10 protein-coding genes and 1 pseudogene are annotated in these 15839 nt (G+C 55.7%); 4 read left to right on the top strand and 7 right to left on the bottom strand.

Annotated features, from left to right (window positions below):
- Nucleotides 1-266 precede the first annotated feature (266 nt).
- Nucleotides 267-1055, bottom strand: a pseudogene (tcmP, locus tag AB1E33_RS20285) (three-Cys-motif partner protein TcmP); the annotation flags it as partial.
- 6 nt (nt 1056-1061) lie between these two features.
- The gene (locus AB1E33_RS20290; protein ID WP_372579076.1) at nt 1062-1889 is read right to left on the bottom strand and encodes a DUF5131 family protein; all 828 of its coding nucleotides are present in this window, start codon (nt 1887-1889) and stop codon (nt 1062-1064) included.
- A 213-nt stretch (nt 1890-2102) separates the two neighbouring features.
- Between AB1E33_RS20290 and AB1E33_RS20295 the strand changes: the two genes are divergently transcribed.
- A complete protein-coding gene (locus tag AB1E33_RS20295) occupies nt 2103-4235 on the top strand; it encodes a DEAD/DEAH box helicase (RefSeq protein WP_372579077.1) in 2133 nt (710 codons plus the stop codon).
- Nucleotides 4235-4903, top strand: coding sequence for a DUF2290 domain-containing protein (locus AB1E33_RS20300; protein WP_372579078.1), 669 nt, complete (start codon nt 4235-4237; stop codon nt 4901-4903). Before AB1E33_RS20295 ends, AB1E33_RS20300 begins: the two co-directional genes overlap by 1 nt.
- A 316-nt stretch (nt 4904-5219) precedes the next feature.
- Here AB1E33_RS20300 and AB1E33_RS20305 read toward each other — a convergent pair whose 3' ends face one another.
- From AB1E33_RS20305 to AB1E33_RS20325, 5 genes are all read right to left on the bottom strand, one after another.
- Nucleotides 5220-6233 carry an NAD(P)H-dependent amine dehydrogenase family protein gene (locus AB1E33_RS20305; protein WP_372579079.1) on the bottom strand — a complete coding sequence of 338 codons (1014 nt, stop codon included), beginning with the start codon at nt 6231-6233 and terminating at the stop codon, nt 5220-5222.
- Entirely contained in the window at nt 6233-6625 is a 393-nt protein-coding gene (locus AB1E33_RS20310; RefSeq protein ID WP_372579080.1) for a nuclear transport factor 2 family protein, read from the bottom strand. Before AB1E33_RS20310 ends, AB1E33_RS20305 begins: the two co-directional genes overlap by 1 nt.
- Nucleotides 6626-6886: 261 nt before the next feature.
- Entirely contained in the window at nt 6887-8845 is a 1959-nt protein-coding gene (locus AB1E33_RS20315; protein WP_372579081.1) for a vWA domain-containing protein, read from the bottom strand.
- Nucleotides 8842-9378 (bottom strand): RNA polymerase sigma factor, encoded by a 537-nt coding sequence (locus tag AB1E33_RS20320; protein ID WP_372579082.1) that lies wholly within the window; start codon nt 9376-9378, stop codon nt 8842-8844. Before AB1E33_RS20320 ends, AB1E33_RS20315 begins: the two co-directional genes overlap by 4 nt.
- A gap of 249 nt (nt 9379-9627) precedes the next feature.
- Nucleotides 9628-10593: a DUF6635 family protein gene (locus tag AB1E33_RS20325; RefSeq protein ID WP_372579083.1), complete on the bottom strand. Its 966-nt coding sequence runs from the start codon at nt 10591-10593 to the stop codon at nt 9628-9630.
- 378 nt (nt 10594-10971) lie between these two features.
- Between AB1E33_RS20325 and AB1E33_RS20330 the strand changes: the two genes are divergently transcribed.
- Nucleotides 10972-12153: a metallophosphoesterase family protein gene (locus AB1E33_RS20330; protein WP_372579084.1), complete on the top strand. Its 1182-nt coding sequence runs from the start codon at nt 10972-10974 to the stop codon at nt 12151-12153.
- Nucleotides 12150-15557 carry an AAA family ATPase gene (locus AB1E33_RS20335; RefSeq protein ID WP_372579085.1) on the top strand — a complete coding sequence of 1136 codons (3408 nt, stop codon included), beginning with the start codon at nt 12150-12152 and terminating at the stop codon, nt 15555-15557. Before AB1E33_RS20330 ends, AB1E33_RS20335 begins: the two co-directional genes overlap by 4 nt.
- Nucleotides 15558-15839: the final 282 nt, after the last annotated feature.

A 15839-nucleotide genomic window follows, 5' to 3' on the forward strand; every position in this document is an offset into this window, starting at 1 on the left:
CGCTCGCGGTCAGTTCGCCGCAGGTAGAGGCCCTGTTGTGCGAGAGCAGATAGTAGATCAAATTTCAGTCCACCTGGATTCTCTGCTAGCAGCGCGAGTACCTCGTCTGCTGCGCGCTGCAAATGACTTTCACGTGTTCTTAGGTAAGGTCCCCTGACATAGAGCTGTTCACCTGTGCATCCAAATAGGTCATCTTCAGGCGGCTGTTTCTTGTTAAACCGTGCGCGATCGTAGTCTGAAAGGGACTTGAACTCGGCTGTCCGCATAGTCTCCATGCCCATTGGATGGTTTGTCGCAAATGCTAAGTTAAAGTGGATTTGCTCCTTGTCTGGGTTGTGAATCGGTGAGAAGCCAGCAAAACGATAGCCCAAATCGCCGCGCAACATCTTCAGGTATTCTGCTTCTACGTCTTCGATGTCAGCTCCCGTATCTAACAGATACTGAGCTCGTTTTGCTCCTACGAGCCCTACAAGAGCCGCTTCTTTGTCCGCATGATCGCCTGAAACAAACCGCTCCATAAACGAGCGCATGAAGTTTACAATGATTTCGCTGGATCTATTGCCAAACAACTTTAGAGCGGCTGGAGGGAAACCTGTGTAGCCCGTAGGATCAACAAATAGCAGTTGATATGTATTGTTAGCGGCTTTTCGGATCGCAGCCGCATTCTCGGAGAATTCTCCCTGAAACGTCGTAACCTCGATTAAGGGAAACGCGTCGCGAGACCGCTTGATGTAATTCTCAAGACGAGCGTAGGTCTTGGAGTCTTTCTCATTAAAGATGCATCTGATTTGGGGAGAACGCGGCGAATGTCCACGCGCCTCAGCGACATTCGAGAGGGTGCGAAGGGATATCCCAATTGAAGTGTCCGACAAGTTCTCTGTGTCAGAGTTTTTCCATGGGCCGGAGAAACCATCTATGAAATCGATGCTTTTCCATTTCGATAGTATCTTATTGGAAAATGGCTCCAAATATCTCTGTAGGATATCATGCTTTGCGCGGCTTTGTTCGCGCCCGTCATACAAATTAGGCAAACTGAATCCTTTTGACTCTACCAAAAGTAGTTAGACAGACCGCCGCACTCTCGGCAAGCCATCATATTGATGGCCATCCAATGTTCGGCCGGCGGCCTTTTTGCCTACGCGGAACATCTCGGTACCATCTTGTGCGCGCTTCATTCGACGCGCTGGAAGGTTCTCTCCCTGTCCTGGAGCCCAATCGCCCCACTGCTTAAAGTGGAAGGCAACTTCATTTTCCATGCACTGTGCGTGAAGAGAACGGAACCACTCGGGTGAAGCCGGTCGCGCTTTCGGGCCGCTCTCACCGCCAGTGATCACCCAATCGATCGTAGTGCCGAGCCAAGGCTCGATCGAGAGCGGGCCGAGTAAAGGCTCGGCCGAGATAAAACGTACCTTAGCTGGAATTGCCTCAAGAAACGGCAGTAGCTCTTCAGCACGGTGCTGCATCTCGACGGTAGTGCCAAGCCAAACGTTACTGGGCCATTCGCCTGTCCAACTCGTCATCCTGACGACGTTCTGAGGGCGCTTTGTGAGAAGTAACCAATCAAGGTGTGGGGTTTGCTCAATCATCTCAAAGAGGCGTAAGCGATGTGGAAGCAGTTCATCACGGTCTTCAAAGACATCGGCCATCGAAGCGCAGAACACGCGTGGTCGCTCGTCTAGCCCCTCTGACTCGCGGTTCCATTTGAGTGGCTGTTTCCAGTGGTTTTCACTCATGACGCGCCGCTGAGGCTTCGGCCCCCAGACGTCCTGTCCGACGCGCTTTGCCCAAGTCTCTGCGTAGCAGTGTTTGCAGGCCTCAGAGACTTTTGTGCAACCCCACCACGGGTTAAAGGTGTGGGTAGTCCACTCGATCTTTGAATTTGCACCCATGGAAACTCTCCATCAAATGACAATGTTCTCGCATGGTTCTTCCCCTTTGGGAAGCGTATTAGGCCTCTTCCCAGATGCCATTTCGGAAAGATTGGAGAAGATGAAGTTACAAAGAATGTTGACTTCGATGATCAAAGTCTTGTTCGCGGTTTCAGGAACGGAGGATTGTTGTTACTGAGGTGCTGAAAACGTAAGAAATCGAAAGAAGATCGTATGGAAATCATCAGGGGGTCAGCGAGAAAACCTGTTTCGACCGACAGGCTTGTGGAGATTTTTGAAGACAGCTTCTCCGATCTAGAAGGTGTCCTATACGTTGGATATCCGGTGCTGTCGTCTTCTGATGAATCTGTATCCATCGATGCACTGTTGATCTCTAGGGATCATGGAGTGATTGCGATCAATCTTGTTGAAGGCAAGGATGCCGAGGGCTACGGCGAATTGCAGGACGATATTGCCAGCCTGCTGGATGCAAAATTCATGCAGCACAAAGCGTTGCGCAAAGGTCGGAAGCTGTTGGCCATACCTGAGACGCTCACTTATGCACCTCTGCTTGAACCTGACGAGGATGATGATCTTCATAGGCTGGTAAATGACTCAGATATTGTCGATGCGATCAAATCCTTTGAATGGGCTGATCCGCAGTTGTACGAGTCAGTTCTATCCGTCATTCAATCAATCTCCACAATTCGCAGGAACCGGCGTCGTCGAACCAATGTACGACCGGACTCGCATGGCGCGGCTCTTCAAGCTCTGGAGGACTCGATAGCAAATCTTGATGCACGGCAGAGCAAGGCAGTTATTGAGACTGTCGAGGGCGTCCAACGCATACGGGGGCTTGCGGGATCGGGAAAGACTATCGTTCTGGCGCTAAAGGCTGCCTACCTTCATTCGCAAAACCCTGATTGGAAGATCGCGGTAACCTTCAATACTAGGTCGCTAAAAGAACAGTTCCTCCGATTGATTGAGACTTTTGTCGTCGAGCAAACGGGTGAGCAACCCAACGATAACATCAAGGTCATCAATGCATGGGGTGCCCCAGGGGGAGCAAGTCGCACAGGAGTATACTACCAGTTCTGTGTTGAAAACGGAGCCACCTACTACGACTTCCAGCAGGCCAAGAACAAGTATGGCTACGGGAATGCGTTCTCTGGTGTAACTTCGTCAGCAATGTCTGAGGTGAAGACAATTACGCCGATGTACGACGCCATCCTAATCGATGAGGCACAGGACTTTGATCCATCTTTCTTGCAGTTGTGTTACCATTCGCTGACCGCTGAAAAACGATTGGTATACGCATATGACGAGCTGCAATCATTGACCGACGCAAGTCTCCCCGCACCTGAAGAGATCTTTGGTGTCGATGCCCAAGGTAAGCCCCTTGTGACGTTTGATGGTTCAGTAGCCAGCCAAGATATCATCTTGGACAAGTGCTATCGCAATTCGCGTCCAGTATTGGCATCGGCACATGCACTAGGGTTTGGCATATATCGTGAACCAGACAAGAAGCTGGGTACCGGTCTAACCCAAATGTTTGATCGAGCAGAGCTTTGGACAGATGTGGGCTATGAGGTCCTTGATGGTCAACTTGCAGACGACCATAGGGTGAGGTTGGGTCGAACGAAGCTGGCAAGCCCAGACTTCCTAGAGAACCCTGGTGAGGTCGATGACTTGATTGTCTTTGGCCACCTCAACAACGCGAATGAACAGGCTCAATGGATCGCAGATCAAATTATCAAAAACCTGACAAAGGACGAGCTTCGCCCAGAGGATATTATCGTTATCAACCCTGATCCTGTAAGCACCGCTAAACAGGTTGGACCGATCAGAAAGATCCTATTCGACAAAGGAATCCCTTCGCATCTCGCGGGCGTGGACACATCAGGAGATGTCTTTTTCAAGCCCGATGAAGGTTCCGTCGCATTCACTGGAATCTTCCGAGCAAAGGGTAACGAAGCTGGGATGGTCTACGTCATCAATGCTCAAGATTGCTACAGTTCGTTTGGCGAAATCGGGAAGGTCAGGAATAGGCTATTTACTGCGATGACCCGAAGTAAGGCTTGGGTACGCGTCGTTGGGCACGGCGCAAATATGGAGGCACTCACAAGGGAATATCAAGCAATTGCAAAGAGCGACTATTGTCTAGACTTTGTCTATCCGAATGAGGAACTCAGGGCGCGACTTCGTGTCGTCAATCGGGATATGTCCGCAGAAGAAAAGCAAAAGGTGAAATCGGCCAAGCAAACCATGTCCTCGCTGGTTCAGCAACTTGCGGCGGGAGATGTTCAACTGGACGACTTACCGGAAGGGGACCTCCAGGCTCTTCGTGACCTGCTAGGCAAGCAGTGATGGCAGACATAAAATCTGTAGCGTCAGAAATCCGTGATTTGACCTCAAAGATGATTGAGGTTGGACTGTGCGTGGAGTCAAATTTCCCCAGGCAGACAACCTTCGCCTCAGACGATGGTGCTATCAACGAGGTTTCGATATCTGGGCTGGAAGAAGCATCTGTCGCGCTTAGAAACAGGCCATACTCTGAGACATATGAAGTTCTTCGGGAAAAACGTGCGTTCAACATGCGGCTCATTGATGGTGCATTGATCCAGTTTCGGTATCGCTTTCGGAAGGATGAACTTGTCAAGCACGTACTCTCTTTTTATCCGTCGCCTGACCTGCTTGAATATCAAAATGATCCCGAAGTCTATGAAACCGATATACTTTTTGCCGAGGTCGTAATGAAGGATATTGTGACAACTCCGGTAAGGTTCGATTTCGATCTCGCTGCATTTAAAGACTATGTTCATCCGGCGTCACATTTCACGGTTGGTCAGTTCCGGAACTGTCGGATACCAGTGATTGGGGCGTTGACCCCACACAGGTTCCTCAATTTTGTTCTTAGGGCATTCTACAATACACCTTACCATGAACTATGTTCGGAGTGGAAAAGTGGTGCGCCAGATTTCGCAGTAACTGTAACTGACCGCGAACGTTCCGATTTACACTGGAGTTTTGTGTGAATAACGTTCCTTTGCCAACTCAGGCAGCTGATGCGCTGCCGAATTTGTCTGCGCTGTGAATGTCTGCAATGCGAGCTGAGACCACAGCATCTGCCACCCATGTCGAGTGACCGCTTTGGGCCGTCCTCGAGATCTGTCAGCGGAGGGGCAGGGGGCTTTCCTGCACCGCCTCCGACGGCAGCCTTGCGCCCTTCGCGACGAATACTGCGCTATGCACCAATGGCCGCGATGGTTGTTTGCGCGGGTGTAATTTCCAAAGACAGGCGCTTTCAGTCCAGCCACGAGAAACGATTACTCAAGACAAAGTCTGGGGGTCTCACCGATGCTTATAACTTGGTGTACACATCTTATCGAGAGAACATAATCCGGGAGCCGCGCCAATAACATCAGGGATGCGATTGACCAGCGTCGAGCAGGTGGTGAAACGGTAGGACGCTTCACTATTGCTCAGTTGCAGGTTCGGTTCGCCAAAAACCTGCCAATGGTTGCTATCGGTTTCACCATCACGATACACGCGACCTTCCATAGTGAATTCGAACTGCGGGCCTTCGCGCGTCGTGACAACGGTCCTATCAACAGTTCCGGTCATTGAACCAGGCGGGATTTCAACACCGAGGCTACCGCAATAGATCGCTTCGCTCCTCGCGATCGGTGTGACGTCCGATGAAATGGACTTCACGCTCAGATCGAGACGCGACACGAGGGCTTCAAGAGTTTGGCGCGCAACGAACTCTGGCCACCCGGAGGTAGCCACGAACCGGTCAAACTCGTCTTTCGCGTGGCCGATATGAAGATGATTGGCGACTTCTGGCCCGTAGTCGTCGACATTCCAGGTGCAGTGACCAACCACCTTGTCTACCCGATGAGATGCGCCCAAGAGGGTTGTCACAAGGTTGAGCCAGAACACGTCCTGTGCCCCTGAGGCAGCAAGGGTAACGCCGTTTTCCTTGGCCAAAGCATCCAGAGACCGTGCATGCTCTGGCGCTGTTGTCCAAGGGAACACAGTTTCTTCTTCGATGGTGACGACATTGACGCCATGTTTGAGGCAGCGTGCAAAATGGTCGTGCATAGCATCAAGGTAACTGCTCACACAAACAACTGCGACGTCAGCACCACGCGAAAGAACTCGGTCGGGATCGTTTTCGACTTCGACGCCTAGGGTTTTTCCCAACCCTGCGACATCTCCAAGATCACGGCCGACTTTTGTTGGGCTACGCCCGATGGAACCGACGATTTCAACGCCCTTTTCAAAAAGCAGGCGAGTGATAATTGCACCCATCGCACCGACGCCATAGACGATGACCCGCTTGCCTGACAGCACGCCGGACATCATCCAACAACTTTGCGTTCGTAATCTTCACCGTCAAACCAACCTAAGGCGGATGTGACCTTCATATCGTCGTTCAGTTCCCACTCTTCGCAGCCCTTAACATTCAAGGCGTTGCCGGTCTCCGCATGATGTCCAGTGAAGGTCCACATGTAGACGACATGCGACCCCGCGCCGCGAATGCCGTCACAGGTCAGGTGCAAATCCGGCACGTCTGCATGAAAGCCCGCTGCCATCGCTGTAAGGCCCTCGTGACCAACAGAGGGCTCGCCGCGATTGATAACGATACTGCTGGTTGGCGCATGAAAGGCAGCAACGTTCTCGGGGATTTTTGAATTCCAGGCCTCTGTGTATCGCTTGGCCAGATCGTCCAGTTCACTTTGAGTATGTGGCACATATTCCTCCCATTGCCTTGAAACGGTATGTTGGGCAGGCGAACATAGCAAGAAGCAGCCATCGGCAGAAGAAAACGAAAGTCAGCATTGTTGCGCATTGTGTGAATCCGGGTTGTGCCTGATTTCGCCCGTGCAGCGAAAGTCCGAAATGACGGGCCGCACCACAGCAATGCCGACGGCAAGTCAAGGTCCGGTTAGGGCCGACTTGGCAATAGATCACCTTTGGCGTTGAACCGCTGTCGGCAGTTTTGATGCCGTTGTTCAGTTTTCAGAAAGGCTGGCTGCCAGTCGCATGAGTTGGATTGCTTCGGCACGATAGCCGAAAGGATCTTCTCCTTTTGTCCGGGAGGCCAGCGCGATCGCGTCATCGAAGGTCCAATTGGTCAGGTAGTCGCTTCCTCGAAGCAATTGCCCGAAGCCAGCTATCGCGGTTGCGAACCCGGCATCCGATCTGGGTCCAATGTCAGGTGTGATTGGCATTTCGATCACCTGGCTGGTCGCCGCGCCGGGTGCTTTATAGCGCAGCGCCAGAAATCCCAACTCTTCACGGCCGTGACCCGTTGCTTCAGCTTGGTATCGCAACGGTGCGCTGAGCTGCGCTGGAGATCCGACAGGTGTGATCTCGTAGAGGGCAGTGACGCTGTGGCCTGCACCGATATCACCTGCATCGACGGCGTCATTGTTGAAATCCTCGCGTCGTAAGGCACGTGTTTCATAGCCGATTAGCCGGTATTCCGCGATTTGGGCCGGGTTGAATTCAACCTGGATCTTCACGTCATTGGCGATCGGGAACAAAGCACCGGTTAATTGGTCCACCAGCACCTTTTGTGCCTCGGCCAGCGTGTCGATATAGGCCGCTTGCCCGTTGCCGTTCTGCGCCAAAGCCTGCATCGTCGCATCTTGCAGGTTTCCGCGCCCGAACCCGACAACAGACAGGTAGGTACCACTGTCTCGTTTGTTGGCGATATAACTCTTTAGCGCGTCAGGATCTGAAACGCCCACATTGAAGTCCCCATCCGTTGCCAGGATCACCCGGGACACTTCACCGTCCTCAGCCATTGCTGCGGCCGTTGCATAGGCCTGCTGCAATCCAGCTTGGCCTGCCGTAGATCCGCCTGCATCCAGCTGTTCAAGCGCATTGAGTATCACGCTGCGGTCCGAGGCGTTTGTGGGGGGTAAAACCTGACCGGCGCTGCCCGCGTAGGTGACAATCGACACCTGATCGCCAGGGCGCAACTGACCCAACATCAGGCGAAATGATTGCTTGAGAAGCGGCAGTTTATTGGGTTGCTTCATCGAGCCGGATGTATCGATCAGGAACACAAGGTTCAGCGGCGCACGGTCCTCGACTTCCGGTAACGCGCCCTGGATGCCGATGTGAACCAGGTTGGTATCTGGGTTCCAGGGCGTTGCTTCAACAGACACTGTCGGTCGAAACGGAGCCTCATCAGGTGCGGGATAATCATAACGGAAGTAATTGATCATCTCTTCTATGCGCACGGCATCAGGGCTGGGCAGGTGGCCGCTCATCAAAGAGCTGCGGATGACCGCGTAGGACGCCGTGTCGACGTCGATCGAGAACGTTGAAACCGGTGTTTCCGACGTGATCAGCAGTTGGCCGGGGTCTGCATTGGCAAATTCCTCGCGATCCAAGGCGAGCGGTGGAGCCACCGGTTCGGCCAATTTCCGTATTCCAGTTGGGGAAGCCGCATCAGAATCCGATACTGCTCCCTCGACAAGTCTGCTGGTGATGCCGGTGGCTCTTTCCTCTGATCGGAGGCCAAAGTTGGCGGTGCTGGTTCCCAATGGTGCTGCACCGTCTAGTTCACGGGATTCTGCGCGGCTTTTCGGCCTCGGTGTCCGGCTCAGGTCAGCAAAACTGGCTTCTTCCTGTTGGATATCCTGCTGTGCAGGCGTATCACGGCTTGGAAAATTCGACCTGCCCAGATCCGAATAATGCAAAACCACAAACCCAAAGGCGACGATTGCGGTAGCTGCAGTCAAGGCGGTGCGGGAAGGGAAAGTGTTCAGCATTGAAAGTGCTCCTGTCCAAAAGCCCCGGTTGGGGCGATTGGAAGTAGGACGCATGCCATCGCGGGATCCTTGGAGATCGGAAAAACTTTTGCGAGCCAGTGCAAGATGCGCCGCTCGTGTCGAAGGATCGGGGTCAGGCGTGGCCGCCTTCAACGCCAGCTTCAGATCTTTCAGATCGTCGGTCATGTCTGATCCTCCGTTCTGCGTAGGATGCGCAGATGTTTTTTTGCTTCAGAAATCCTCCAGCTGATTGTCCCTTCCGAGACCCCGAGCACCGCAGCGGCCTCTCGATGGGTCATATCGTCCAGCACAAGCGCCAGCGTATCGCGCAGGTCCTCGGGCATGCTTGCCATGGCTGTGGTTAGCCAACCGACCAGTGCGGCATCTTCTGCAATAGCCGCCTGTCTGTGTTGCTCCCAATCTCCCCAACCTTCAGCCGCCTTCATGAGACTGGCCGTCCGGCGGCGACGATCATGGGCAGCATTCACCGCGATGCGGTATAGCCAAGTCGTGAATTGCGCGTCGCCCCGAAAAGCCGTGAGCTTGGCGGGCAGACTGGCACAGATATCCTGGGTCAAATCCTCTGCTTCGTGTTGCGACCCGGTCAGCCGAAACGACAACCGAAACAACCCGTCATAGCACAGCGACAACAATGCCGAAAATGCCGCAGCGTCTCCGCCCGCAGCAGCGAGGGCTAGGTCCGTTTCGCTTGTGTTCATCCGCATCACGTTCGTTAGACGGACGTCATGCGTCAATCCTTGGTGGGTTTCAAAAAAGGGCTCCTAAGTGATGACGCCGAGACAAAACAATTTGCCATAGTCAATAAGCCGCCCGACCAGACACAAAGCTTCTGCGCGGGCGACGAGCGGCTGCTTCTGGAAAGCGTACAAGTCGAATTCGCAAACTTGCGAATGTCTCCTGTGGGCCGATGCTGCGACTAAGATGAACTTTTCCTGCGGGCCTGCGTGTCAGTTCCGAAAGAACCGAAATGCGCTCGTTCCGGCATCCCAAAGGTCCAGAAGCCGGGCGTAGAAGTGCTCATGTGCGACGAAGGGTCGGTAGCCTGCCCCGGCAAGTTCCACCTCGAGCGTGCCGATCAGGCGCAAAAGGCGTCTGCGGTGGATACCAAGGCGGCTCTGTATAGGGTCGGCCAGCACACCCGCAAACGCGCCTACAACCGACCCGGTCATGACAAGCCCGGCCACCGTAGCGGTGATCAATTCAGGCGATGCCCCCGCCGGGAAAAGGCTGTACCACATCCCGCCCATTGTTTGGCCCAGCGGGAATTCCGCGATCGCTGTGGAACTAGCCATGGCTTCGGCAACACCTGGTGCCATAGACAGCGCACCTGGCGTTATTGCCTGAAAGACCAGAGCACCGATACTAAGCGTGCAGATTACAGTGGTCATCTCGGCCACGGCGGAGCGCGTTCCCACATACTCAGAAATCGCGCATGCAATTCTATGGCCGAGGGCCTCAGTATCCGCTGTGTCCTTGCGCTTGCGTATCATCTCGCGGAATTGGGGCGCGGCAAGCACGGCGTGCGACAGCGCATCAGGATCATGTGCCGCCCCCCGGGCCAAAGGCAGCTGCAGCAGATCGGTTACTATGCAGGCCTCTACCCTGCGAGCTACGCTAGTACGCAGCAGAATGCGTCGTGACGCCAAGAAGTCCGCGCCGTCATTCCACCCAATACGACGACAAAGGAATGAACCGATGCGTGTCAGCACAAATGCCGGTGACAACACCACATTCATTGGAGCTCGAATAACGTCCAAGCCGAGCGCCGCTCGGTGAAGATGAAGCGTTCCGGGCCAAGTGAAATGCCTCGCTACAAACTCATCCACTTTCGCTCGGCGGTCTGCGAAGTAATCACGATGTGACGATGGGTCAGTTTTGTAGGGTGCAACGGCGGGGGTCGATGATGAAAACATGGCAGTGACCCAGCATCTCCCTCCTTTTGCGCAACAAATGAGCGCTTTTTGCTGCTTCTTGCAGCCGAGCGCTTGCTTCTGAACTAGCGGTTACATTTCATGTTAGAGCATAGTTGCTGCAAGGGCGTTGACGAGGATTCTTTTCCCTGGTCGGTCCACGGTTATCTTTGAGCAGCCCATTGCGGGGTCTATCTCAAAATGCTGCGCGACCTTGCGAACGTCCGGTATGAAGAACCAGGACAGTCCCTAATTCGCGCAAATCTAAATGTCTGGTTGGGGCCGGTTTCTTCATCGATGAACAGCAAAATGGAGTAGACCAACAGCTCAATTGTTGTATCGACGCGATAGCCGCATCATTTGCGGGGATATGGACGGAACATGATGCGCCTCCTCGTTTCAGCTGACATTCACCTCGGGTCTCCCATCCGGTCCGTAGCGCTGCGCAATCCTGACCTCGGGGTTCGCTTGAAACAGGCCAGCCGCGATACCTTTGCCAAGATCGTTGATCTGGCGATATCGGAACAGGTCGATGCGTTGGTGCTGGCGGGCGACATCTTTGACAATGGCTACCCAGATCTGAAATCCCGTGCCTTCCTGATTGCCCAGTTGGCGCGTGCCTCGGAGGTGGGTCTGCCCACGGTGCTGATCAGGGGCAATCATGATGCGCTGTTAGACCATGGGGCGCATGGAGATTTGGGGCCAAACATCCACCTGCTGCACAAGGGCGCACCGACGGTCGAGATCGGCGACACGGCTTTCCATGGTCTCTCCTTCGACGCGGCGCATGTAGCGAAGAGCTTCCTACCTGACTACCCCAAGCCGATGCCGGGCAAGCGCAACGTCGGGCTGATGCATACCTCGCTTGACGGTGCCCCGGGTCATGATCCCTATGCGCCCTGCGCTGAACGGGACCTGATGGCGCATGGGTACGACCTCTGGTGCCTCGGGCACATTCATGCGCCCTTTGAGCGGGTCGACGGACCGGTGCTGGCGGTCATGCCCGGTATCCCGCAGCCGCGTCACTTTGGCGAGCGCAACGGTGGCACCGTGACCTTGGTGTCTCTGGGCGAAGGTGCGCCAGAGTTCGAACGTCGAACTGTTGGCCACCTTGGCTTTTCCGAATGCGCGCTGGACTTGAGCGCCTGTTCTGACCAGCAGGAGGTCTTGCGCAACCTGCGCGACGCGCTGATGTCGGCGCAAGTGCCGGGTCACGATATGGCAGTCCGCCTGCACGCCACCTCGGATCGTCACGGGACGGAGCTGGTGGCGGACCTGGCCGCAGAAGTGCTGGACAGCATCGAAGGTGTGTTCCTCGACAAGGTAAAATCTACCCCGCCGCCCCGCAAACAGGGGGCCGAGACCGACGACCTTGTTCGCCTCATGCAGGACGAACTGGTCGAAGAGGGGTTTCGACAGGTCGCTCTGCAGCAGCTCGAGGAACTGCGCCTCGCCCTGCCATCCGAAATCATGGACGAGTTTGGTGAGGACGGGCTGGATGCGCTTTTCGAGGAAGCGATTGCCGAAGTGTCTCTGACACTGCACGCGAGTGCTTTGCAATGAGGTTGAACCGTTTGGATCTTATTCGCTACGGCCGTTTCAAGGACGCCGAGATTGTATTTCCTAAGCGTGCCGAGGGCGTGCCCGACGTGACGGTGATCTATGGTCCAAATGAGGCAGGCAAATCCACCGCCTTCAACGGCTTTCTGGAATTGATCTTCGGTTTCAAGGGCGGGGCGCATCCATTTGCTTTTCGTTTCGACCGAAGTGATCTTGTGGTGGGGGCAGAGCTCGACCTGCCTGGGCGGGGGGTCATGGCTTTGCGCCGCAACAGCAAGAGGACCCAATCGCTGTTGGACACAAATGACCGCCCAATAAACGAGGCAATCTTATCGGGCGCGTTGCACGGCCTGACGCGAGATGCATACGAGGAACGGTTTTCGCTCAACGAAAACGGTTTGAAGGAAGGTGGCGAACGGATCGCCGGGGCGCAAGGGGACCTTGGCCAGCTTCTGCATGCGGGTCTCTCTGGCCTGACAGGCATGGCACAAACGCTGGACTTGTTGGCGGAGCGGGCCGACAGGTTCCATAAAAAACGTGGCCGGGGCACCGTGTTGAAAACCGGTAGCGATCGACTGAAGGAGATTGGCCGGAAATTGCGGGCTGATCGCCTGACGACAGAGCGAGAGCGCAACCTGCGTCATGATCGCGACCAGGCAACGGCAGAGTTCGAAGCTGCCGATGTCGAGCTCCGACAGACCTATCAAAGACAGGCTGCCTCCAAGGCAGCAGAGGTTTGGTATGATCGGACCGAGGAGATCGAGCAACTTACAGAGGCCCTGGCCAATTTCCCCGACGGCCCTGACCTTCCTCCCGGTGCGGCAGAGCGGGTGGCGGGGCTTGTCGAAAAAATCGCGTCTCAGACGGTTCGGGTCACGGAGGCGAAAGAAGAGGTTATCAAACAAGAACAGATCATTGGAGCCCACCCGGTCGATAAGCTGGCCCAGCCTTTGGCAGCAGAGTTGGAAAGGCTCAATCAACTGGCCATTGACGGAGCGCCGTTGATGGAGAGGGCCAGCACCGCGCAGGCCGATCTGGACCGCCGCCGCGAAGATCGCGATAAACTCAGTCGCCAAATGGACGAAATCTTAGGGCACCTTGAGGTGCCAGACGCGTCGGCATCCACAGTTGCCCTGGAGGTAAGCGTTCTTGAGGATCTCGCGACTGTGGCGCAGACGTGCTCGACCGCCAGTCTTTCAGCCGATGCCGCACGGGAGGCCATAGAAGCAGCCCGCGCCCAACTTGGCGAAGCGCCTGCTGAACCACAAGATTTGACTGCTCTGCGAGCCGCCTTCGATATTTGGAAGACCGTCGCGGATGTCTCCACGTTTGAGGCAAGCCAAGGTCAGGCTTTGGCGCGTTCGACCAAGGCTTCCGCTGGCCTGCCGAGGTCTTGGAAAGACCTTGTTGCCGCGGGCTTACCTGCGCCCGAAACTTTGGACGAGGTCGCCCGGAACTGGTCGGCCATGGCCGCCGACCTAGCGTCGGCGCGCAGTGACCTCGACGCTCGCGCGGCAGAATTGGCCGTGGCGCGGGCTGACCTCTCCACGCATGAAGCCGCACCTGGCGCCGTCGATATCGTCAAGATTGAAGAGACCCGGCGTCGGCGTGACATTGTTTGGCAGCAACATCGCGACGATCTGACCTCCGAGAGCGCGGATCAATTCGAGACAGCGATGCATGCCGATGATGGCGCACGTGCGCATTACCTTACTGGTGCAGAGGCGCGGCAGCGGTTGCTCGCGGCACAAGGCCAGGTGCGGACCACCGACGCAAGGCATGGAACCGCAAAGACGCGTCACGACGAACTGGTCAATCGCCGGGACCGCCTGTCGGAGCGCTGTTCCAGATTGGCGCTTGCGCTGGGATTGGAAGAAGACGCGACCCCACTTGCTTTCAGTGTGCGCCAACAGGCTTTGGCCGCAGCGGCCGAATCTTCCGCTGATCTTTCCAACGCTGAAGAAGCGTTGAGAGCCCGTCTTGCCCATCAGGAGGCGGCCTACAACGCATTGATGGATGCTGCGCGGCCCCTTGGACTTGGCCAAGCGAAGGGTGATCTGCCCACTCAGGTGCAACGCGCATTGACGTTGGAGGACAGCGATCTCCGGGCTTGGGCAAAATGGCAGGACGGCGAGAAAACCATCGCCAAGCTGGTCAGCAAGTCGGAGCAATGTCGAACCGATTGCGAAACGGCGCAGGCAAAGCTCGACCGGTTCACCTCCGCCCTGCCTTTACCGGATCGCTCGCTCGAGGGAATTAGAGCTGCCTTACCGCGTCTGCGCAGCCTGCAGCAGCTCTATGGCGAGCATCAAAAGCTCTCCTCCCGGATCGAGGCCCTCGAGCAGGCGATCGCTGCCCTTGCCGAGGGCGCGCAAAGCCTGGCTCGAGTGACGGATGATCAAGAAGACCGGACTGATATCTCTCCCGTTCAAGTTATCAACCGTGCGCGTTTGCGCGTGGCGGCATCGACGCGGCTTGACGAAAAACGAACCGAAGCAGAGTTGCGGCGGGATGAAGCGGACAGGTCGAAACGCCGCGCAGAGAGCGAACTTCAGACAGCAATCGACGATCTAGACGGTTGTTTCGAAGGACAGGGTGGGCGAGACTTCTCGCCGCGCGACCGGATCGCAAAGCTGGTTGAACGTGATCGTCTGCGCATCGAAAAAGCAACGGCGGACCGCGATCGGCAGAAGGCCCGTAATGGCGTAGATGCCGATCTCTTTGCTGAGGAACTGGAGCAGATGCCGGACGCAACGCGCGCGGCAGAACTGGAACAGGCTCTGAAAGACGCTCAGGACTCCCGCGACACCGCCCGCGATGCACAGCGCGAGGCCGCCCGCCTGTATCGTGAAGCTTTTGAGGCCGCCGACCGCAGCGATCTCGCCACAGAACGGGCGACTCTGCTCGAAGAACTCCGGAGCGGCGCGCGTCAGGCGGCTGTAGCCCGGCTTGGGGTGCTGGCGGCGCGTGGGGCGCTGCGTCGACTTGCGGCAGAGCGGCGCAGTGACATGTTGCGCGACGTCGAAGAGGCCTTTGTCACGATGACCTCCCCCGCGTGGACAGGTGTTGACGTCTGGAGCCAGGCCGAAGGCGAAAAGCTCGTGGGTGTCCAACCTGACGGCGACACGGTTCCTGTTGAACAGATGTCAACGGGCACGATGGGTCAGTTGTATTTTGCGCTGCGCCTCGCTGGATATCGCAGCTTTGCCCGTGAGCCCGGACCACTGCCGATGATCCTGGACGACATCATGGAAACATTTGACAACACGCGTGCTCGGGCGGCCCTGCAGCTTTGCTCCGAGATCGGCCTGAACGGGCAGGCAATTCTCTTTACGCATCATGTCCATCTGGTTGAATTGGCGAGAGACTGTATCGACGGAGTGGCAATAGCAAACATGCCGGACTGATTGGTCTGCAACATCGCGAGCTGCAGCAGACTCAGGATTGCAGACGGGATAACCCAAACATGAGATTGATGGCGAGCACAGTCCCGCGTTGCGGACTCTTGGTGAAGCCAAAATGATGCGCTCTGCAAAAAATGGCCGGAACCCCGGGCCGCATTACAGCATATTGATCCGAGGGTTAAAGGCAGCTTCTCTAACTGGGTGTTTTGATCAAGCTCGGTTTCCTTCAATTCCATTGGATCATCGCCACTCATCCCGGTCAGCGCAGCCCGCAATTGTTAGACT

Source organism: Ruegeria hyattellae (genome assembly GCF_041537925.1).
Classification (GTDB): Bacteria; Pseudomonadota; Alphaproteobacteria; order Rhodobacterales; family Rhodobacteraceae; genus Ruegeria_C.